Source organism: Mammaliicoccus sp. L-M44, assembly GCF_022386355.1.
GTDB classification, from domain to species: domain Bacteria; phylum Bacillota; class Bacilli; order Staphylococcales; family Staphylococcaceae; genus Mammaliicoccus; species Mammaliicoccus sciuri_A.
In genome coordinates this window covers 155,634-177,844 of the sequence record NZ_JAJNIU010000001.1, presented here as the reverse complement: position 1 = coordinate 177,844, position 22,211 = coordinate 155,634, and the positions used below count along the sequence as shown (strand labels likewise).

Below are 22,211 nucleotides of genomic sequence, written 5' to 3'. Positions count from 1 at the left end.
CAACGAAGCATGACAGATCGTATTTTAGTAGTAGATGATGAAGATAGAATTCGAAAATTAGTTAAAATGTATCTCGAAAGAGAAGGTTATGAGACTGATGAAGCGGATAATGGCCAAGATGCCTTAGATAAAGCTTTAAACGAAGATTATGACTGCATATTGTTAGACTTAATGTTACCTGAAATAGATGGAATCGAAGTATGTAAGAGAGTAAGAGAAACAAAATCAACACCTATTATTATGTTAACAGCTAAAGGTGAAGAAAATAATCGCGTTGAAGGATTTGAAATTGGGGCAGATGATTATATCGTCAAACCATTTTCACCTAGAGAAGTTGTCTTACGCGTAAAAGCATTACTAAGACGTACAACGAATCATTCAATGGTTAATCAAACAAATACAGCTAAAGATTTAATTGTATTTGAAAACTTAGTCATTGATAATGACGCACATCGCGTATTAGCAGATCAAAAAGAAGTAAATTTAACACCTAAAGAGTATGAATTATTATTATATTTAGCAAAATCACCTGATAAAGTATTTGATAGAGAACAACTGTTGAAAGAAGTTTGGCACTATGAATTTTATGGTGATTTAAGAACAGTTGATACGCATGTTAAAAGATTGCGTGAAAAGTTAAATAGAGTTTCTGAAGATGCTGCACAAATGATTCATACTGTATGGGGCGTCGGTTATAAATTTGAGGTTCCTGAATAATGAATCGATTAAATAGTGTTGTTGTAAAACTGTGGTTATCTATTATTTTAATAGTAACGACAGTTTTACTTTTATTAAGCGGATTTCTTATAACTTTTTTACAATCTAATAATACATCTACCACAGGTGAAAATTTATATAATAATGCAAGTAAAATAGAACGATTATTACTGAGTTCACACGAAAAAGAGTCAGCAATCGATTATGCAAGAGCACTTGTTGAAGACCCTGCTGGACTCATTATCGTTAAAAATAGTGAGGATTTGACAGCAAGATCTGAAGATCCGTTAAAAGAAGTCATGCTTAATGAGATCAGAACTAATCATGCATTCGATAAAGTCTTTAATGAAGATAAGCACGTATTAAAAGAAATCAATTTAACTTATAACGGTGAGAAACATCAATATATTTTATTAGGCTATCCTTCTCAAGCTTTTCCTGAAGATGATGCAGGTATCTTTTTATTCCAAGATATCAACTCCATTAAAGAAGCTCAAAACGTTGTTACATTGAGTATACTTGTTTCAGCCATTATATTATTAATCGTGAGTACGATCTTTGCCTTCTTTCTTTCAAACAGAATTACGAAACCTTTAATTCAATTGAAACAAGCAGCCTTTAAAGTTGCTAAAGGTCATTATACTGAAAAAGTACCGATTTATACGCGTGATGAAATTGGCGAACTCGGTTTAGCATTTAATAAAATGAGTAAAGATATCCGTACAAACATAGATGATGTTAAATCAAAAAATAATATACAAGAAAAACTTATTAATTCGATGATCGATGGTGTGCTAGGTATTAATGATAAGAATGAAATCATTATTTCTAACTCCAAAGCAGATACATTCTTAAAAGAAGTAAGAGAATTTGATCATGTTGATATATCTACACAAAGAAACGACACATTTAAAGAAAAGAATACGCAGTTTTTCGAATACGAATTGGGCCATAAATATTATGTCGTAATATCTACGTATATCGATAGCATTCAAAATGATGGTTCATCAGGTATAGTTGTAATCATTCGTGATATGACCGATGAACATCATATGGATCAAATGAAAAAAGACTTTATCGCAAGTGTTTCACACGAATTAAGAACACCAATTTCTATGTTACAAGGTTATACTGAAGCAATTGTTGACGGTATTGTAACTGAGAAGAAAGACGTTGATGATTTCTTATATATTATTTTAGATGAATCTAAGAGATTAAGTAGATTGATTAATGAATTATTAGAAGTTGCCAAAATGGACGCTGAAGGCATTAAAGTTCATTTAGATGACTTTAATATTTCTACATTAATGAACAAAATTGATACTAAATTCTTACCACAAGCACGAGAAAATGGTTTGAATTTATCCGTTAAACATATTGGGAATCTTACAAATTGGTATGGTGATAGCGATCGTGTTGAGCAAATTTTAACGAATTTAATCGATAACGCGATTAGATACACACATCAAAATGATGCTATTAATGTTGTCTTTGATGATACGGATGAAGAAGACTTTGTTATAAACGTTCAAGATAGTGGCGTAGGTATTGCTAAAGAACATTTAGATCAAATATTTGATCGTTTTTATAAAGTTGATGCTTCTCGCACGAGAGGTAAACACGGAACAGGACTTGGTCTCTTTATCGTTCAAAAAATTATAGATGCACATCATGGTACGATTAAAGTCGATAGTAAAGAGGGTGAAGGCACTCAATTTACAATAACTTTACCAAAAGTTTAAATTGTTGAGTTATTTAGATGAAAATACCTGACCAATGTGCTAATATATATTTTGTAATTAAAACTAAATAAAAAAATTCATCTTCGGGGTTTGGTGAAATTCCATACCGGCGGTTAAAGCCCGCGACCCAATATATGTATGTATATTGGCTGACTTAGTGAAATTCTAAGGCCGACAGTTAAAGTCTGGATGGGAGAAGATGGAGGAAAAAATCTAGTCTTAACTAGGTTTATTTTGCGATAATTTTTCCTCCTATTCTTACGAGATGAATAGGAGGAGTTTATATGTCTAACGATAACAAAACAAAACGCTTACTCACTGTAAGTATGCTCATCGCAATCAGCTTTATTTTAATGTTTTTGAAATTTCCATTGCCATTTTTACCACCATATTTAACAATGGATTTCAGTGATATTCCTGTGCTTGTCGCAACATTTGCGTTCGGTCCAGTTTCAGGTATATTAGTCGCATTATTTAAAAACGTATTGAATTTCTTAATTGTGTCACACGAACCAATTGGAAATACGGCTAACTTTTTAGCGTCAATATGTCTCGTCATTCCAACTTATTATTTCTATCGCATGAAAAAATCAAAATTATTTATGGGATATGGATTAGCAGTTGGTACAATCTTAATGACAATTCTAATGAGTTTAATGAATTATTTTGTTCTATTACCTTTATACGGACAAATTATGAATCTTGCAGATATCGCAAATAATTTAAAATTAATCGTATCTGCCGGTATTATTCCATTTAATTTAATTAAAGGTATTGTCATTTCCGTCATATACATTTTAATATTTGATAAACTTAAGTCTATTATAAAATAAAGAAAGGCTAGGACCTCACGTCCTAGCCTTTCTCATATATATTATTCGAATTTAAGTGCATCTCCGTCGAATGATTCATCTGCTATTTTAATTGAATCTGTCGGACAACCTTCGAAAGCATCTTCCATATCTTCTAATAATTCTTCTGGGACAGCTTCGATTCCCTTATTGTCGTCTAGTATTACGTAGGCGATTCCCTCATCATCATAATCGTATATGTCAGGGGCAGCTGCTCCACATGCGCCACATGCTATACATGTATCCATATCTACTATTGTGTATTTAGCCAAATTTTTCGCCTCCTTTAAAAAACATGCTACACTTATTATACATACTTATTTTAGTGATAACACTTAGAGATTTCAACATTTTTATGTTATTTGAGGTGACTTATTTGAAACAGATTATACTGAAAACCCTTTCCATGAAGCATGAAAACAAAACTGATAAAAGTATTTATAATATTTTAATAGGTAAAAAGACTCATCAAACATATTTTGATGCAACGATAGAACATTTAAAATTGTATTATGGCTGTTTGCCAAATTTGAAATTTGAACAATTCGAACAAATCATTAACGAATCAGTAGAACATATTAATGAACCAATTATAGGCGACTTTTTCTATAGTCAGGCTATTCAATCTGTTAATACAATCTTATTATTAACTCAGATGATTAGTCAAAAAAAGCATAACCATTTAACGTATCAACCGATCATTAATGATAAAGAGATACAATTTAAAGCTAAAGAAATTTACGTACACATTAAAGAAGTAGGCGAAGATCAATTTATAGAAGAAATATATCAGCTATTTGAAGATATAAATACATACTTTCAAACAATTTATATGCATTATTTATTAGCAGGTTTTCGTGAAACGCCTTATACAATTGAACAAATTTCAATGATTGAAGACATTGGTATACTGGATTTAAGGGAACAGTTAGTAGAAGAATATCAATTTATCCAAGTTGCGATACAAAATAAAGAACGTTATCCAATATTGTCTCAGATTAACTATCAACCATTGTTAAACCAACAAACGTTCACAACATTTGAATTATTAAATCGCACTTATGATATGGATCAACTTGCAAACATTAAACGTGTTAAGACACATACCATTCATGATCATATTATTGAAATGTTTATTAAAGGTTATTTAAAGGATAAGAATTTATACGTAAGTGATGAACAATACGCTAGATTTGTAGAAGTTATTCAACAAACACCTAATCAAAATTTGAAATTTTATTATGAAGCGTTAAATGATTTTACCTATTTCGAAATCAAACTCATGTATGTTTGCTATGCAATGGAGGGATTAAATGCTACAACAAGAACTTAAAAAGTATTTTGGATATGATTATTTTAGAAGTGGGCAAGAGGAAACCGTCCAAAACATATTAGACGGCTATGATGTGTTGAGTATCCTTTCAACTGGAGCTGGGAAAAGTTTGTGTTACCAATTGCCAGCATATATAACTGGTGGCAGAGTGCTCATTATTTCTCCACTTATTTCTTTAATGGATGATCAAGTCGTTCAGATGAAATTAAATGGCGAGAAGAATGCTGTTGCAATCCATTCTGCTATTGATCCAAATGAACGGTCAGACATATTTAGAAATTTATCGAACTATCAATTTATATTTTGTAGCCCGGAATTCATATATGAAGAACATAATTTTAAACGCTTTAAATCTATTGGTTTTAAATATATTGTCTTAGATGAAGCACATTGTTTAAGTGAATGGGGCTTTGATTTTAGACCGCATTATGCACTGATTTCAAAAGTCACACAATACTTTAATCAAGCACAAGTTATTGCACTATCAGCTACTCTGACAAATAAAATGATGCAAGATATAGAAGTGATTACAAAGCGCCGATTTAAAATACATAAAGAAGGTCTCAATCGTTCAAATATTATGTATCATCATGTTAATTTTGATAGCGAAGAAGAAAAAGATCATTACCTATTAGACACCATAAAAGACTCAGGACCAACCATTATTTATGTGTCATCTAAGAAGAAATGTCATGAATTAGCTGAAACGATTTATAAAGAAGGCTTTTTAACAGGGATTTATCATGGAGATTTAAATTATCAAGAAAGAACAACTGTACAAACTCAGTTTATCAATAACGATATTAAAATCATTGTTGCCACAAGTGCATTTGGTATGGGGATTAATAAACAAGATGTAAGAACCGTTATTCATTATCATTTACCTACGTCACCTTCTAAATATGTTCAAGAAGTGGGACGTGCAGGACGTGATGGCGAACCATCCCAAGCAATTAGTTTATTTACAGCAAGTGATATTCATATTTTAAGCCATTTAGCTAATGAGCATGGAATTGATATAGATATGCTTAATTTATTTGAACAAGGGTATCAACTAAATGAGGAGATATCTAAAAATATCCTATATCTTCTTGAATTATATCCACTTAATCAATTAAAAGAGAAAATTCAAGCTGAGCAGAATCAAAAACAATATGCATTTAGTTTTATGAGAAATTATATTCAAATCGATACATGTAGACGTACGTATTTAATGAACTATTTTAATGAACATGTTACACAAGATAATCATTGTTGTGACAATTGTAAGAATGCAAATTTATTAAAATTACCAAATATAAAAGAAGTCAAATTCAAAACTTCTTATAAAAATAGATTAAATGCAATATTTTAATAGGATTGCTTTACTTGATAAGTTCAACAAGGATATAATAAAGTATAATTCAATATATACAAAAAGATAATGATGAGGTGAGTTTATTGTCTAAAGATAATTTTAAAGACGAATTCGAAAAAAGTCGTCAAAAGATAGAACGACCTGAAGACAAGACACAAGAAGTAGAAAACAACAACGAAGAGGTAAACGATAAAAGTCAGCCAAATCGAAAAGAAACAAACGACAAAAAAGAAGAAAAACAACAAAGTAAACAAGAACAACAATATCCACCAAGAGGCGCATTAAGAAGACAACGTAGAAAAGAAGAAGCTAACAAACAGAAAGCAAAAGAAGAACAACCTAAACAAGAAACACCTAAAGCTTCAGAAACACCAAATAACGAAGATAAGTCGTCTAAAAAGGCTGGAGCAATTGGTGCTGCAGGTGCAGTTGGTGCTGGAGCAGCAGGCGCAAGTGCTGCTAATGCCAATAAAAACACTCAAAATAATAAACCAAAACAAAAAAGATCTTTAACAGACAAACCTGAAACTAAGGATCAGCAACCTAAAGATCAAAATGATTATAAAAAAGCTGCAGGTGCTGCCGCTGCTACTGGTGCAGGCGCTAGTGCCGCAAATAATTCTGCAAATCAGAATAATGCTAAAGATCAAAACAAAAATGAGTCTCAAAAAGACAAGTCAAAAGGTAAAAAAGGTGCAGCAGCCGCTGCCGGAGCTGGCGCAGTTGGTGCTGGTGTAGCAGCATCTGCCGCATCAAATAAAAACAACAAGCAAGAATCTAACAGCAAAGATAACAAAGAAAAGCAATCTAAAAACAAAAAAGGTGCAGCCGCAGCAGCGGGTGCCGGAGCTGTTGGCGCTGGTGCAGCAGGAGCTGCAGGAGGCGGTTCAGACGGTGGAGGTACACCACCAAGTAATGGTAGTGGTGGACAAAACGGCGATGATGGCAACTCAAATAAATTCAAGAAAGCACTTGTTCCTATAATAGCTGCAATTCTTATACTTGGCGCACTTGCCTTATTCTTAGGTATGTACTTAAATGGTGCAAATAAAGATAACGGTAAAGAAATTGCTGAAAAAACAGAGCAAACAAATAGTGACGCTAAGAAAAAAGCTGATGAACAAGCTGAAAAAGATAGAGCTAAAAAAGAAGACGAAGATAAAGCAAATGACAAAGCTAAAGAATCAAATGAAGACTCTGACAAAAACAGTGATTCAAGCGACTCAAATAATTCTTCTGAAAATAGCTCAGACGAAAGTAATTCAGATTCAGACTCAAATGCAAATAGCAATGAAGATAGCCAAAGCAACCAAGATCAAAACAGTGACGATAGCGTAAATCAATATAGTGATAGCGCAAGTAATGAAGATGTACAAAATGCAGCTGATGATGCAGCTAACAACCAAACAAATCAAAATACACAAAGTAATCAAAACCAAAATCAGTCTCAAGAATCACATACTGTAACTGGTAAAGAAAACTTATACCGTATTGCGATTCAATATTATGGTAGTGGATCACCAGAAAATGTAGAAAAAATTAGACAAGCAAATGGTATTTCTGGCAATGAAATATCTCAAGGTCAGAATTTAGTAATACCATAGACATAAACAAAAGGGGATGGCTTTATGTATTTAACGAACATTATGATACCAAAGGAAAAATGTTATATCGCGAATCCGAAAGATACGATTCACTCAGCACTTGATAAATTAGAACATCATGGTATTGATGGGTTACCAGTTGTTGCTGATGGAAAGTATATTGGCATGATCACAAGATATAGTATTTTTAGACATTACTTCTTCAAAAAAGAAAATGTCTCAAGGGATGAATTTATTGAAAGTACTAAAATTGAAGAAATCTTAACGTTAGATTTACATTCATTAAATGCAAACCATGTAGTAGAAGAATCACTACTTAACTTGCAAGACTTTCCAATATTAGCAGTTGTAAATGACGATAAAGATTTTCTTGGTATCGTAACAAGATATGATGTAATGGAACAATTTAAATCAGCATTCGGTATGAAACAAAAAGGAATCCGTATTGCGATTACTTCTGTAGAAGCTGAAGGCAGAATTAAACGATTATCAAGTATCATTGCGAAATTCAAACTCAACACAATATCATTTGTAACATTTGATGAAACAGATAAAATGTATCGCAGAATGATCATCAAAGTTGAGAAAACAAACAACTTAGAAAAATTCATTAAGTATTTAGGAAAAAATGGATTCAAAGTACTTGATGTATCAGAAGAATAAATTAAGAAAGAACCTGAACACGAAATGTGTTCAGGTTCTTTTCATTTTAAGGGTGTTGAATATGGTGTTGTGGCAGCTGTTTTGAACACTTTCGGCCAAACTTGTTCATAACGTGGTTGTTAGTTACAAAACTACTGAGAATTGTAATTACTGGTCTCCTTATTTGCACTTCTCACCAAAACTGCTAATAACACCTAGCCACGCTACAATCCCAATCTTTTCATATATTCAGTTTCATTTTATTTTACTAATCTCGCATTATTGATATAATGATTGAGGATATTATAAGGAGTGAAAGTACATGCAAGAATATGAAAGCTTAATAATCGGTGGTGGCCCTTGTGGATTGAGTGCAGCAATCGAACAGAAGAGAAAAGGTATTAATGCTGTCGTGATTGAAAAAGGTAATGTTGTAGATGCTATTTATCATTATCCTACTCATCAAACATTCTTTTCTTCTAGTGATAAACTTGGTATTGGTGATGTACCATTTATCGTTGAAGATTTAAAACCTAAAAGAAATCAAGCACTCGTTTATTATAGAGAAGTCGTGAAACATCACCAACTTGATGTAAGAACTTTTGAAGAAGTGTTAGCTGTTAAAAAGGTTGATAATAGATTTTTAGTATCAACAACTAAACAAACGTATAAAGTGAGATTCTTAACAATTGCTACTGGTTACTACGGTCAACCAAACGAATTAGAAGTACAAGGTCAAGAGTTAAGTAAAGTGATGCATTATTTCAAAGAAGCACATCCATATTTTAATCAAGATGTTGTGATTATTGGCGGCAAAAATTCAGCTGTCGATGCAGCAATTGAATTAGAAAAAGCTGGCGCAAATGTAACAGTCTTATACCGTGGATCAGAATACTCTAAAAGTATTAAACCATGGATATTGCCTAACTTTGAATCATTAGCAAAACACGAAAAAATCACGATGCATTTTAACAGTGAAGTAGAACGTATCGATGAAGACACTCTTACATTTAATAAAGAAGGTAAGTCATATACAATTAAAAATGACTTTGTCTTTGCAATGATCGGTTATCACCCTGATTACAAATTCCTAGAATCTTGTGGTGTAGAAACAATTACAAATGAATTTGGAACTGCACCTTCATATAATAGAGATACAATGGAATCAAATGTTGAGAATTTATATATCGCTGGTGTTATAGCTGCTGGTAACGATGCTAACACGATATTTATCGAAAATGGTAAATTCCACGGCGGTACAATTGCACAAGATATTGAAAGAAAAAAGCAAACACCTTTAGAATCATAAAAACAACCATGTTATTGGACAATTAGCCAGTAACATGGTTATTTTTTATGCGAAATATTCAACTAAATCTTCTTTAGATAAATGATTACTTAAACCAACAAGTAGTTTAAGACGTGCTTTTTGTCCATTTAATCCGTTTGATAAAATAATGCCCATTTGTTGAAGTTGGTATCCGCCACCTTCATATGCGTAAATACCGCCTACAATGCCATTGAATGAACGCGAAACCATTACAACTGGAATATCAGCATCGAGCAAGTTCTGAATACCTTGTAATGCAGTAGGTGGCATGTTGCCTTGACCAAGGGCTTCTATAATTAGACCATCATATTGTTTTTCTACAAAGAAATCTAATAAATCACTTGATAGGTCCATGTGAGCTTTTACAATACCTATTTTGATATTTGGATTGATGTTTGGATATTTTTTATATGGAAAAGGTTGATGATGGAATATAACATGCGTCTTTGTAACACTGCCAATTGGTCCATAGTTTGGACTTTGGAAAGTACTCGTGTTTGACGTATGTGTTTTTGTTACATTTTTAGCTGTATGAATTTCATCATTGAATACAACCATTACCCCTTTATTTTGCGCATCATCTGTTGATGCTACTTTTAAAGCTGAAACATAATTGTATAAGCCATCCGAACCTATTTCATTTGAAGATCTCATGGCACCTGTTAAAATAATAGGTAACTTCGTATCTATTGTTAAATCTAATAAATACGCCGTTTCTTCTAAAGTATCTGTTCCATGAGTAATCACAAACGCATCATATTCATCTTTATCAATTGATTCTGTAATAATATCTTTCAATTGATTAATATATTGATTATTCATATGTGGGGAAGGTACTTGGAATGGATTTATTTCTGTAATATCACCTAGAGATTGTATAAATGCTTGATGTCTATGCATCGGATGTTCAGCATTTGTTTCTACTTTACCTGTATCTTTATCTTCAGACATACTAATTGTTCCACCAGTATGTATAACTAATATTCTCTTCATTTCTTTCCTCCTATTCATATGATTATAATTTATGATAAAATATATAAGATTAAAGAACAAGAGAGGGTATACAAATGAAAAAAATAAATATAGCAATAGATGGTCCAGCAGCAGCTGGTAAAAGTACAATCGCTAAACTTGTAGCGCAACATTTTAATATGATTTATGTGGATACAGGCGCTATGTATAGAGCGATTACACTTTATTATATTGAGCAAGGCTCAGAAAACTTTGACCATCTTGTTAAAGAAATTGACTTAAAAATCGTATTAGATAACGGGCAACGTGTTATTTTAAACGGTAAAGATGTTTCAGAAAGAATCAGAGAAAATGATGTAACCGAAAAAGTTTCATATGTGGCCTCTAAAGAACCTGTTAGAACATTTTTAGTAGAAGAACAACAAAGATTAGCAGATGAGAAAAATGTCGTAATGGATGGTAGAGATGTCGGTACAACAGTGTTACCGGATGCAGAATTAAAAGTATACATGATAGCATCAGTTGAAGAACGTGCTATTAGAAGATTTAAAGATAATGAATTACGTGGCATCGAATCTGATATCGAATCATTAAAGATTGATATTGAACGTCGTGACCAATATGATATGAATCGTGAAATCTCACCTTTAGTGAAAGCAGAAGATGCTATTAGTATCGATACGACTGGATTGTCAATTGAAGAAGTGACAAATAAGATAGTCGAACTTGCAAAAAGTAAAATGGTCTAAATAGTTCGAATTTCTTGACAATTTAGCCGCTTTATAAGAAGTTATTATTATGATATTTATTTAAAGGAGGCAATTTTGATGACGGAAGAATTCAACGAATCCATGATAAATGAAGTGCAAGAAGGTGACAAAGTTAAGGGTACTGTACAACAAGTAGAAGATAAACACGTAGTTGTGCATATAGTGGGTGGTAAATTTGATGGCATCATTCCAATTAGCCAACTGTCAACTCAACACATCGAAACAGCTAACGAAGTCGTCAATATTGGTGATGAAATCGAAGCATTCGTAACTAAAATCGAACAAAATGATGAAAGCGGACATTATATATTATCGAAACGTAAATTAGATGAAAATCTTTCATACGAAAAGTTACAAAAGATTTTAGAAGATGACGCAACAATCGAAGCTGAAGTAACTGAAGTAGTGAAAGGCGGTTTAGTTGTTGATGCTGGTATTAGAGGCTTTATTCCAGCTTCATTAATCTCTGTAAACTATATTGATGATTTCTCTGACTATTTAGGTAAAGTATTAACACTTAAAGTTGAAGAATTAGATCAAACAAATAACAGAGTCATTTTAAGTCACAAGAAAGTTGAACAAGAAGCATTAAGTTCTAAAAAAGAAGACTTACTCAATAATATTTCACAAGGTGATGTATTAGAAGGTACTGTCGCTAGAATTGCGAACTTTGGTGCATTCATTGACTTAGGTGGCGTAGATGGACTTGTACATGTATCTGAGTTATCTCATGATCATGTTAAATCACCTGACGAAGTTGTAAAAGTTGGCGATACGGTTAAAGTTAAAGTACGTGCTGTTGATAGAGAAGCAGAAAGAATTTCTTTATCAATTAAAGATACGTTACCAAGCCCATTTGAACAAATCGAGTCACAATTCACTGTTGGTGATATCGTACCAGGTAAAGTCGTGCGTTTAGCTCAATTCGGAGCATTTGTAGAAATCGCACCTGGCTTACAAGGTTTAGTTCATATTTCTCAAATCAGCCACGAACACATCGGTAATCCTGAAGAAGTATTAGAAAAAGGACAAGATGTACAAGTGAAAATTCTTGCTGTCGATAAAGATGAAGAAAGAATTTCTTTATCTATTAAAGATACAATTGAACAAGAAACTGATTTTGATGAATCATATTTAAACCAACAAGATACAGATGATGACAATCCTACTTTAGGAGATGTCTTCGGAGATAAATTAAAAGATTTTAAATTATAATATGTGTATATATAAGAGACTGGAACATAATGAAATGTTTCAGTCTTTTTTAGTTTTTTAATTCGATAGGCTAAATAGTCATCATATGTTAAAATAGAAAGGATTATGAAAGAGAGGAAGTAGGTTTATGACGAAACCCATTATAGCAATTGTAGGTAAACCAAATGTAGGGAAATCTACAATTTTTAATAGAATTATAGGCGAGAGGGTATCTATCGTTGAAGATACACCTGGTATAACAAGAGATAGAATATATTCAAGTGGAGAATGGTTAACACATGACTTCAACTTAATAGATACAGGCGGAATAGATTTAGGTGATGAACCTTTCCAACAACAAATAAGAGCACAAGCAGAAGTTGCAATTGATGAAGCGGATGTTATCATCTTTATGGTTAATGGACGTGAAGGTGTAACACAAGCTGATGAAATGGTCGCTAAAATATTATACAAATCAAATAAACCTGTCGTATTAGCAGTTAATAAAATTGATAATCCAGAAATGCGTAGTGAAATTTATGACTTTTATTCATTAGGATTTGGTGAGCCATTCCCAATCTCAGGTTCACATGGTCTAGGTTTAGGTGACTTATTAGATGAAGCGGCTAAACATTTCCCTGAAGATGACGAACCAGATTATGATGATGAAACAATTAGACTATCACTGATTGGTAGACCAAACGTGGGTAAATCAAGTTTAATCAACGCCATTCTTGGAGAAGAACGTGTTATCGTTTCACCAATTGCTGGTACAACAAGAGATGCGATTGATACAATATACACATATGATGATCAAGAATATGTATTAATTGATACTGCAGGTATGAGAAAGAAAGGTAAAGTATACGAAAGTACTGAAAAATATTCAGTATTACGTGCTTTAAAAGCCATCGAACGTTCTAATGTCGTACTTGTTGTGATTGATGCTGAAGAAGGCATTATTGAACAAGACAAAAAAGTTGCTGGATATGCGCATGAAGCCGGTAAAGCAATTGTTATTGTTGTTAACAAGTGGGATACCGTTGAAAAAGATTCGAAAACAATGAAGAAGTTTGAAGAAAAAGTTAGAGATAACTTCCAATTCTTAGACTATGCGCCAATTGCGTTCGTATCAGCATTAGAAAAATCACGCTTAAAAACATTATTCCCATTAATTACGATGGCAGATGAAAACCACCGTAAACGTGTACAAAGTTCTACACTTAATGAAGTTATTACAGATGCTGTAGCGATGAATCCAACGCCTACTGATAATGGTAGAAGATTAAACATTTTCTATGCAACACAAGTAGCGATTCAACCGCCAACATTCGTAATATTTGTTAATGATGTTGAATTAATGCATTTCTCTTACAAACGTTTCTTAGAAAATCGTATAAGAGATGCGTTCGGTTATGAAGGTACACCAGTTCATTTAATCTCAAGAAAAAGAAACTAATATTAAAGGATTGATAACTATGACAAATATAACTGTATTTGGTACAGGTAGTTGGGGAACTGCTTTAGCAAACGTATTAGCAGACAACCAACATAATGTATTAATGTGGGGTAAAACTGAAACAACTATTAACGAAATCAACAAAGAACATAAGAATACAAAATATTTAAAAGAAAATATTTTAAATGAAAATATTAAAGCAACAACTGATTTAAAGGATGCTGTTCATCATGCGTCTATCTTTATTATTGCTGTTCCGACAAAAGCCATTCGCGAAGTATGTGAAAATATTAATGAAATCGCTTATGGTAAAAAAGTATTCATCCATGTGTCTAAAGGTATCGAACCTGGCACTTTCAAACGTATTTCTGAAATGATTGATGAATCAATCGATAGCAAAATCAATGGCGGTATCGCTGTATTATCAGGACCAAGTCATGCAGAAGAAGTTGCGATAAAACATCCAACAACAGTTTCAGTATCATCTGAAAACGAAGAAGTTGCTCGTTTAGCTCAAGATTTATTTATGACGGATTATTTCCGTGTATATACGAACAATGATCTTGTCGGTATTGAAATAGGTGGCGCGTTAAAAAATATCATTGCACTTGCTGCAGGTATTACTGACGGAATTGGATATGGTGACAATGCGAAAGCAGCACTTATGACGAGAGGTTTAGCTGAAATTACACGTTTAGGTGTTAAAATGGGTGCTGATCCTATGACATTCCTAGGTCTTGGTGGTATCGGTGACTTAATCGTTACTTGTACATCTGTACATTCACGAAACTGGAAATGCGGAAATATGCTTGGTAAAGGGGCTACATTAGACGAAGCATTAGAAGAAATGAATATGGTCGTTGAAGGCGTAAGAACAACAGAAGCTGCTTACAACTTAGCAAAAGAATATGATGTTGAAATGCCAATAACTTCAGGTTTGTATAAAGTGTTATTCGAAGATTATCCAGTTTCTGAAGGTGTTAAAGATCTTATGGAACGTGACAAAAAGTCAGAGAATATTTAAGCAAGAGGGGTATTTAAATGTTTGATATATCAAGAATGGATTTAATGTGGGTGTCATTTTATTCTATTGGTTTTATGATTTTGGCAATTATACTCGTATATTTATCAAGATTTAAATTAAAAAATAAAATCATCAGTAGTATAACAATGTTTTTAGCAGTCATTTCTCTTATTATTGCTGGTATCTTTATGATTGTTGTATTAGGTGGATCGAGCCATGCATAATTACAAAAAAATATCGATCTTATTAATATTGAGTACTTTAATTTTGTCAGCATGCGCTTTTCCTAATAAAGAGAAAACAGAAAACCAAGTGCCAGCGAAAGACCAATTAAGTATGGTTCAAACAGCGGTAGATGAATACAAAAAGGCAAGTGGTGGATTATTACCTATCAAAGATAGAGATGATAGTTATTCATTTTACTTAAAACACCCAGTTGACTTTAATAAATTAAAACCAAAGTTCTTATCACAATTACCAGGTAATTCATTTGAGAACGGCGGTATTTATCAATATGTAATCATGGATGTCGACAAAGACCCTAAAGTGCATTTAATCGATTTAAGAACGTCAGAAGTCTTAAAAGATATTCGAATTCGAATAGATGCATCAGGTAAACCATTACAATTAGGTAAAAAAGTTGCACCTAATGTATATGAAATTGAATACAAAAAATATGGTTTCAAGAAACAACCAACTGTACCAAGTCCATATAGTAATGAGCGATTACCTGTTTATATGAACGGCGGAAATGATTTTGTTATTGATTATAGATTAGATTTAGCAAAAGCAATTAAAAAAGAAAAATCACTTCCTAAACCAGGTGAAGATATTCGATATTTATTATACAAAGATTCGCCGATATTACCGGCTTATTCGCCTGAATTTACAATAAATAGTAAAAATGAGCCTGTTTTTAAATCAAAAGTGAAAAAATATTAATAAAAATATTGAAATTATGCATTTATAGCTTGTAAATCGTTGCAGTGGCACAGGTTGTTGTGTTAAAGTCTTATCATAATGGTATTTATACATATCATTAGATAACCTTTTGGGAGGTGAAATTGAAATGAACAAAACAGAATTAATCAACTCAGTAAGTGAAAAAGCTAATTTAACTAAAAAAGAAGCTGGTCTTGCTGTAGATGCAGTGTTCGAATCAATTCAAAAATCTTTATCTGACGGTGAAAAAGTACAATTAATTGGTTTCGGTAACTTTGAAGTACGCGAAAGAGCTGCTCGTAAAGGACGTAACCCACAAACTGGTAAAGAAATTGATATCCCTGCAAGCAAAGTTCCAGCTTTTAAAGCAGGTAAAGCATTAAAAGATGCAGTTAAATAATTGATTGTATCAAAGCCCTTTTTAAGGGCTTTTTTTATTTGTCTTATTTCTTTATATGAAATGAATATATGCATTTTCAATTCATTTAACTTAGTGTTAAGATATATAGGTGATATTGTTGAGGTGATAAGATGGATAAAATTGAAAAAATTTATAAAAAAGATATTTCTAATTTGTTAAAAGGTGTAGAGAATAGTAATGTACCTGTAGTTAATCCAATCATAGCTGACGTACTAGATGAAATGAACATCGATACTAATGCTAAGTTAGCTACATTATCTATTGATGCCTCAATGCGCTTTTTAAATAGAATAGGCGAGCCAAATGTTTCTAATCAAGATATCTTAATAGGTGATCTTGTTAGTGCATATTTTTATAAATGTGCTACATTAAATAAAGACCTCGTATTTTTAGATATTATGACTCAAGCAATTAGTAAACAAAATGAATTAAAACAAACGTTGGCTCATGATAAAATAAATCAAGATACAGCTATTATAAAAGAAATAGAATCAATCTTTATTACAACAGTGATTGATTACTACAAAATTAATATGGATAAAGAAACTTTGAAAGATCAAATTTATGCATATTATTATTAATGAATAACTACATTTTTAAACTTAAAGGAATGAATAACTAGTGGATAATAAATCGAAATCAGAACACGTACATGAAGTTTTCCAAAATATATCAGGTAAATATGATACATTAAATAATATCATCAGCTTCGAGCAACATAAAAGATGGCGTAAATATACAATGAAACAAATGGATGTTAAACCAGGTTCAAAAGCTTTAGATGTTTGCTGCGGAACTGCAGATTGGACAATTCAATTAAGTCACGCTGTGGGACCATATGGTGAAGTAGTTGGTATCGACTTTAGTGAGAATATGTTAGAAGTCGGTAAGAAAAAAACAGATAACATGGCAAATATACATTTAATTCATGGTGATGCTATGAACTTACCATTCGAAGATAATGAATTTGATTATGTAACAATCGGATTCGGCTTACGAAACGTACCCGATTATAAACATGTCTTAAGCGAACTTAAAAGAGTCGTTAAACCAGGCGGCATGGTTGTATGTCTAGAAACAAGTCAGCCAACAATGCCAGTATTCAAACAATTATATAGATTTTATTTCAAAAATATCATGCCACTATTCGGTAAAATTTTTGCGAAATCTTTAAAAGAATACAACTGGTTACAAGAATCTGCTGGAAACTTCCCTGGCAAAAAAGAATTAGCAGAAATGTTTGCTGATGTAGGATACGAAAGAATTAAAGTGAAAAGCTTCACTGGCGGCGTTTCAGCAATGCATTTAGCTTACAAACCTAAATAACAAGGTGATTACATGTATGACAAAACTAAAATTCATATAAATAAAGAAGTAAAAGAAATAGAAAAACAATTGAATAGTTATATAAATAGTGACCAAAACACTATAAACGAAGCTTGCCAATATTTATTAACTTCTGGTGGTAAACGTATACGACCATTATTCACTTTAATTGCAAGTCAATTTGGCGAGCATTATTCAAGAGATGTAATCACTGTAGCAACTACATTAGAACTTATACATATGGCCAGTTTAGTTCATGATGATGTCATTGATAAAAGTGACAAAAGAAGAGGTAAACCAACTATAGCAAAGAAGTGGGATGTGCAAACTGCAGTTATTACGGGTAACTATTTATTATCTCAATCTTTAAATGCAGTTAGCCAAATAGAACATCCAAAGCTTCATGAACAATTAGCAAATGGTATTATCGAAGTATGTCGTGGAGAACTATTCCAATTCGAAGATCAATTCGTATCAAATCAATCGATAACAAATTATCTACGTAGAATTAAACGTAAGACCGCATTGCTTATTTCACTATCTACAGAATTAGGTGCGTACGCGGCACGTGCAGATGATGAAACTGTGAAGAAGTTAACTAAAATTGGATATTACATTGGTATGAGTTATCAAATAGTAGATGACATTTTAGATTTCACAAGTACTGAAAAGAAACTCGGTAAACCAGTTGGATCTGATTTAAGAAACGGACATTTAACTTTACCAGTCTTATTAAGAATGAAAAATTCTAAAGATTTTAAAGCAAGCATCAATGAACTACAACCAGATAGTCCTTCAGAAGTATTTGACGGATTAGTTCAAGAAATTATTACATCACCAGAATTACAAAAATCTAAAGAAGTAAGCAATCATTATTTACAAAAAGCAGAAAATTTAATTGATACATTAAATAATGAATCAGGTAAAAAAATGCTCTTGGAAATAATTGTGAAAATAAGGGATAGAAACCACTAGAAAGCGCTTGCAAGTATGCGTAGTCAATGATAAACTTATCTTGGATTTACATAAAACAAAGGTAGGGATTACGCAATGGAAAGAACTTTTTTAATGATTAAACCTGATGCAGTACAAAGAAACTTAATCGGTGAAGTTGTTTCACGATTAGAAAGAAAAGGCTTAAAATTAGTTGCAGCTAAATTATTCCAAGCTAATGAAGAATTAGCTAAAGAACATTATGCTGAACATGTTGAGAAACCTTTCTTCAACGATTTAGTAAGCTTTATTACATCAGAACCAGTATTTGCAATGGTAGTAGAAGGTAAGAATGTAGTAGAAGTAACAAGAACACTTGTTGGTGAAACAAACCCTACTAAAGCAGCGCCAGGTACGATAAGAGGGGATTATGGTATCGATTTAGGCAGAAACATTATTCATGGATCAGATTCAAACGAATCAGCAGAACGTGAAATTGGTCTCTGGTTTGATCAATCAGAACTAAATGATTATAAATTAAACAATGAAAATTGGGTTTACGAAAAATAAATACAATAGAGAAGTAGTTCAACGATAATTTGTTGAACTACTTTTTTGTTAAGAGGCGGAAGTGGGTATTTTCGGGGGGTTACACGAGTATTCGGGGGTATTCTCAGGTCGTTACGAACACTTTCGCCCAAACTTGTTCGTAACGAGGGTCTTGTGAACACTTCTGGTCAAACTTGTTCATAACGGGGGGCTTGTAAACACTTCTGGCCAAACTTGTTCGTAATGAGGGCGTTAATTACAAAACTCGGCTGAAGTGTTACTATGGACCGCCTTAGTTACAAAACTCGGCCGAAGTGTTACTATGGACTGCCTTAATTACAAAAGTCAGCGAAATTGTTACTATGGATAGCTTTAGTTACAATACTACCGAGAATTGTAATTACTGGTCTCCTTATTTGCACTTCTTGCCAAACTTGCTAATAACGACCCCAGTATTTGCACTTCTTGCCAAACTTGCAAATAACGACCTCAGTATTTGCACTTCTCACCAAAACTGCTAATAACAACCCCAGTATTTGCACTTCTTGCCAAACTTGCTAATAACGGAACCCAATATTTCCACCGAACAACCAACACGCTAATAAAAACACCCTTATTTCCTCTTCACAACCAACACGGCTAATAACAACATATAATTCACACTTATTTAAAATCAAAAAAATCTAAAACTTTGTTAAACTATTCGTCTGTTTTTGTTAATTTAACGCGCTAAATATGATATGATTAATTTTATATTTAATTAACAGTAGGGAGAGATAATATGCGTTACTTAACATCTGGTGAATCACATGGACCACAACTAACTGTCATTATAGAAGGTGTACCAGCAAACTTGAAAATTGACGTAAACGAGATTAATGAAGAAATGTTTAAACGTCAAGGTGGATATGGACGCGGTCGTCGTATGCAAATTGAAAAAGATTCTGTAGAAATCGTTTCAGGTGTGAGACATGGTTATACATTAGGTAGCCCTATTACACTCATCGTTAAGAATGATGATTTTAAACATTGGAGAAAAATTATGGGTGCAGACCCATTAACTGAAGAAGAATTAGAAAATATGAAACGAGTTATCACTAAACCTAGACCTGGCCATGCCGATCTTGTTGGTGGTATGAAATATAATCATAGAGATTTAAGAAATGTACTTGAACGTTCGTCTGCTCGTGAAACAGCTGCAAGAGTTGCTGTTGGTGCAGTTTCTAAAATTTTATTAAAAGCTTTAGACATTGAAATTTATTCAAGAGTTATTGAAATCGGTGGCGTTAAAGACGATTATGAATACACGCTTGAAGAAGTCAAACAAAATATTGACCATAATGACGTACGTTGTATAAATGATGACGTTGCTGAAAAAATGAGAAATCGTATTGATGAAGCTAAAAAAGATGGTGATTCAATCGGTGGTATCGTTGAAGTAGTCGTTGAAAATATGCCTGCTGGAATTGGAAGTTATGTTCATTATGACCGTAAACTTGATGGTCGTTTAGCACAAGCAGTCGTAAGTATTAACGCATTTAAAGGTGTTAGTTTCGGTGAAGGCTTTAAAGCTGCTGAAAAACCAGGTAGTGAAATACAAGACGAGATTGCTTACGATAGCGAAATCGGCTACCATCGTTTATCAAATCACTTAGGTGGTCTTGAAGGCGGTATGTCAAATGGAATGCCAATCGTCATCAATGGTGTTATGAAACCAATACCAACATTATATAAACCATTAAACTCTGTAGATATCGATTCTAAAGATAGCTTTAAAGCGACAATTGAAAGATCAGATAGTTGTGCTGTTCCTGCTGCAAGTGTTGTTTGTGAAAATGTTATCGCATTTGAAGTTGCAAAAGCTTTAACTGAAGAATACCAATCTAATCACATTGACCAATTACAAGAAGCTATTAAGAATCATCGTAATTGGAACTTAAACTTCTAGGTGATGAAATGATTTTTGAAACAGCATATACTAACAACAACTATCCGATAATATTAAAGCAGAACGCACTAGCTGAACTTAATCAATATCTTAAAGCAGATGAACAAAATATTGTGTTAATTGACCAAGATGTTTATAGATTTCATAAAGACTATATTAAGTCACATCTTCAAGACCAAGATATTAAATTTTTAACGGTTATGAGTGGTGAAGCTTGTAAGCAAATGTCATATTTTGAATCACTCAGCGAAAAGCTCTTATCAATGAATATCACAAGACAATCTCAACTCATCGCTATCGGTGGTGGCGCAACTGGAGACTTTGTTGGTTTTCTAGCTGCAACTTTGTTACGTGGCATTGATTTTATACAAGTTCCTACAACACTTTTGGCACACGATTCAGCAATCGGTGGAAAAGTGGGCATTAATGCATCGGTCGGTAAAAATTTAATCGGTGCATTTCATAGACCACGCGCTGTTATATATGATATAAATTTCCTAGAAACATTGCCACATATTGAAATACGTAGTGGTTATGGTGAAATATTTAAACATGCCATTTTAAATAGTGAAGCCGACACACTTCATTTAATGGATGTTTATCCTTCAATTAAAGAATTAGCGCAATTGAAAAATATAGAAGATTATTTAAAAATGGGCATTGAAACTAAATTGAAAATTGTGATTGAAGATGAATTTGAAGGTGGCGTACGTAAACATTTAAATTTAGGACACACTTTTGGACACGGACTTGAATACTTAACAAAAATTGCTCACGGTGAAGCTGTGATGATCGGTATTCTTTTCCAGAAAGTGATAAATAAAAATAGAAATATGTACGATAGCACTTCAAGTGTGCATCTGTTCATTAATTATTTAAAAGAATTAGGTTACCCTTTAAATGTCTTAAATCATGCTGATATTGAACAAATTTTTGAATATATGAAAAAAGACAAAAAGAATATTGGACAAACGATTCAAATGGTTTTACAAAATGGTGAAGCTTCATTTACAATTGAATCCGTTTCTAAAGAAGAAGTATTAGATGCATTTAAAGAACTTAAATCTCTAATAAATGAATAGAAGGAGTCCTTTAAC

At 32.7% G+C, this 22,211-nt stretch carries 23 protein-coding genes and 1 riboswitch; of the genes, 21 read left to right on the top strand and 2 right to left on the bottom strand.

Annotated features, from left to right (window positions below; all coding sequences use genetic code 11):
* The first annotated feature begins 9 nt into the window (after nt 1-9).
* From LQ611_RS00870 to LQ611_RS00860, 3 genes are all read left to right on the top strand, one after another.
* Nucleotides 10-717, top strand: a complete 708-nt coding sequence (locus tag LQ611_RS00870; protein ID WP_025907062.1) for a response regulator transcription factor — start codon at nt 10-12, stop codon at nt 715-717.
* Nucleotides 717-2,459, top strand: coding sequence for an ATP-binding protein (locus tag LQ611_RS00865; RefSeq protein WP_107634335.1), 1,743 nt, complete (start codon nt 717-719; stop codon nt 2,457-2,459). Before LQ611_RS00870 ends, LQ611_RS00865 begins: the two co-directional genes overlap by 1 nt.
* Nucleotides 2,460-2,534: 75 nt before the next feature.
* Nucleotides 2,535-2,664: riboswitch (FMN riboswitch) on the top strand.
* A 79-nt stretch (nt 2,665-2,743) separates the two neighbouring features.
* Entirely contained in the window at nt 2,744-3,292 is a 549-nt protein-coding gene (locus tag LQ611_RS00860; RefSeq protein WP_025907065.1) for an ECF transporter S component, read from the top strand.
* A 41-nt stretch (nt 3,293-3,333) separates the two neighbouring features.
* On the opposite strand, the gene LQ611_RS00855 is transcribed toward LQ611_RS00860, so the two are convergent.
* Nucleotides 3,334-3,582 carry a ferredoxin gene (locus LQ611_RS00855; protein ID WP_016913182.1) on the bottom strand — a complete coding sequence of 83 codons (249 nt, stop codon included), beginning with the start codon at nt 3,580-3,582 and terminating at the stop codon, nt 3,334-3,336.
* Between the two features lie 104 nt (nt 3,583-3,686).
* On the opposite strand from LQ611_RS00855, the gene LQ611_RS00850 reads away from it, so the two are divergent.
* The 5 genes from LQ611_RS00850 to LQ611_RS00830 all read left to right on the top strand — a co-directional run bounded on the left by LQ611_RS00850 (nt 3,687) and on the right by LQ611_RS00830 (nt 9,555).
* Nucleotides 3,687-4,643: a helix-turn-helix domain-containing protein gene (locus tag LQ611_RS00850; protein ID WP_025907070.1), complete on the top strand. Its 957-nt coding sequence runs from the start codon at nt 3,687-3,689 to the stop codon at nt 4,641-4,643.
* Complete coding sequence (locus LQ611_RS00845) at nt 4,624-5,997, top strand: RecQ family ATP-dependent DNA helicase (RefSeq protein ID WP_025907072.1); 1,374 nt, start codon at nt 4,624-4,626, stop codon at nt 5,995-5,997. Before LQ611_RS00850 ends, LQ611_RS00845 begins: the two co-directional genes overlap by 20 nt.
* 86 nt (nt 5,998-6,083) lie before the next feature.
* Nucleotides 6,084-7,604 (top strand): LysM peptidoglycan-binding domain-containing protein, encoded by a 1,521-nt coding sequence (locus LQ611_RS00840; protein ID WP_158258819.1) that lies wholly within the window; start codon nt 6,084-6,086, stop codon nt 7,602-7,604.
* A gap of 24 nt (nt 7,605-7,628) precedes the next feature.
* The gene (locus tag LQ611_RS00835; protein WP_103361594.1) at nt 7,629-8,267 is read left to right on the top strand and encodes a CBS domain-containing protein; all 639 of its coding nucleotides are present in this window, start codon (nt 7,629-7,631) and stop codon (nt 8,265-8,267) included.
* 301 nt (nt 8,268-8,568) lie between these two features.
* Nucleotides 8,569-9,555 (top strand): YpdA family putative bacillithiol disulfide reductase, encoded by a 987-nt coding sequence (locus tag LQ611_RS00830; protein WP_025907077.1) that lies wholly within the window; start codon nt 8,569-8,571, stop codon nt 9,553-9,555.
* A gap of 45 nt (nt 9,556-9,600) precedes the next feature.
* Here LQ611_RS00830 and LQ611_RS00825 read toward each other — a convergent pair whose 3' ends face one another.
* A complete protein-coding gene (locus tag LQ611_RS00825; protein WP_025907079.1) occupies nt 9,601-10,569 on the bottom strand; it encodes an asparaginase in 969 nt (322 codons plus the stop codon).
* 74 nt (nt 10,570-10,643) lie between these two features.
* Here LQ611_RS00825 and cmk point away from each other — a divergent pair, with 74 nt between their 5' ends.
* The 13 genes from cmk (at nt 10,644) to aroB (ending at nt 22,196) form a co-directional block, all read left to right on the top strand.
* Nucleotides 10,644-11,297 carry a (d)CMP kinase gene (gene cmk / locus LQ611_RS00820; RefSeq protein WP_107634242.1) on the top strand — a complete coding sequence of 218 codons (654 nt, stop codon included), beginning with the start codon at nt 10,644-10,646 and terminating at the stop codon, nt 11,295-11,297.
* A gap of 78 nt (nt 11,298-11,375) precedes the next feature.
* Nucleotides 11,376-12,533, top strand: coding sequence for a 30S ribosomal protein S1 (gene rpsA, locus LQ611_RS00815; protein WP_107565211.1), 1,158 nt, complete (start codon nt 11,376-11,378; stop codon nt 12,531-12,533).
* Between the two features lie 127 nt (nt 12,534-12,660).
* Nucleotides 12,661-13,971 (top strand): ribosome biogenesis GTPase Der, encoded by a 1,311-nt coding sequence (der, locus tag LQ611_RS00810; RefSeq protein ID WP_025907085.1) that lies wholly within the window; start codon nt 12,661-12,663, stop codon nt 13,969-13,971.
* 19 nt (nt 13,972-13,990) lie between these two features.
* Nucleotides 13,991-14,995 (top strand): NAD(P)H-dependent glycerol-3-phosphate dehydrogenase, encoded by a 1,005-nt coding sequence (locus tag LQ611_RS00805; protein ID WP_107565212.1) that lies wholly within the window; start codon nt 13,991-13,993, stop codon nt 14,993-14,995.
* Nucleotides 14,996-15,012: 17 nt separating this feature from the next.
* On the top strand, nt 15,013-15,219 hold the full coding sequence (locus tag LQ611_RS00800) for a DUF2768 domain-containing protein (protein WP_025907089.1): 207 nt from the start codon (nt 15,013-15,015) through the stop codon (nt 15,217-15,219).
* A complete protein-coding gene (locus tag LQ611_RS00795; protein WP_239709279.1) occupies nt 15,212-15,937 on the top strand; it encodes a hypothetical protein in 726 nt (241 codons plus the stop codon). Before LQ611_RS00800 ends, LQ611_RS00795 begins: the two co-directional genes overlap by 8 nt.
* Before the next feature lie 127 nt (nt 15,938-16,064).
* A complete protein-coding gene (locus LQ611_RS00790) occupies nt 16,065-16,337 on the top strand; it encodes an HU family DNA-binding protein (protein ID WP_016912122.1) in 273 nt (90 codons plus the stop codon).
* A 131-nt stretch (nt 16,338-16,468) separates the two neighbouring features.
* The gene (locus LQ611_RS00785; protein WP_025907097.1) at nt 16,469-16,939 is read left to right on the top strand and encodes a hypothetical protein; all 471 of its coding nucleotides are present in this window, start codon (nt 16,469-16,471) and stop codon (nt 16,937-16,939) included.
* Nucleotides 16,940-16,979: 40 nt separating this feature from the next.
* On the top strand, nt 16,980-17,684 hold the full coding sequence (locus LQ611_RS00780; RefSeq protein ID WP_025907099.1) for a demethylmenaquinone methyltransferase: 705 nt from the start codon (nt 16,980-16,982) through the stop codon (nt 17,682-17,684).
* Nucleotides 17,685-17,696: 12 nt separating this feature from the next.
* The gene (locus tag LQ611_RS00775; protein WP_025907101.1) at nt 17,697-18,659 is read left to right on the top strand and encodes a polyprenyl synthetase family protein; all 963 of its coding nucleotides are present in this window, start codon (nt 17,697-17,699) and stop codon (nt 18,657-18,659) included.
* Nucleotides 18,660-18,734: 75 nt separating this feature from the next.
* Nucleotides 18,735-19,187 (top strand): nucleoside-diphosphate kinase, encoded by a 453-nt coding sequence (ndk, locus tag LQ611_RS00770; RefSeq protein WP_239709277.1) that lies wholly within the window; start codon nt 18,735-18,737, stop codon nt 19,185-19,187.
* Nucleotides 19,188-19,947: 760 nt separating this feature from the next.
* Nucleotides 19,948-21,114 carry a chorismate synthase gene (aroC, locus tag LQ611_RS00765; protein WP_037588158.1) on the top strand — a complete coding sequence of 389 codons (1,167 nt, stop codon included), beginning with the start codon at nt 19,948-19,950 and terminating at the stop codon, nt 21,112-21,114.
* An 8-nt stretch (nt 21,115-21,122) separates the two neighbouring features.
* The gene (gene aroB / locus LQ611_RS00760; RefSeq protein WP_025905473.1) at nt 21,123-22,196 is read left to right on the top strand and encodes a 3-dehydroquinate synthase; all 1,074 of its coding nucleotides are present in this window, start codon (nt 21,123-21,125) and stop codon (nt 22,194-22,196) included.
* Nucleotides 22,197-22,211: the final 15 nt, after the last annotated feature.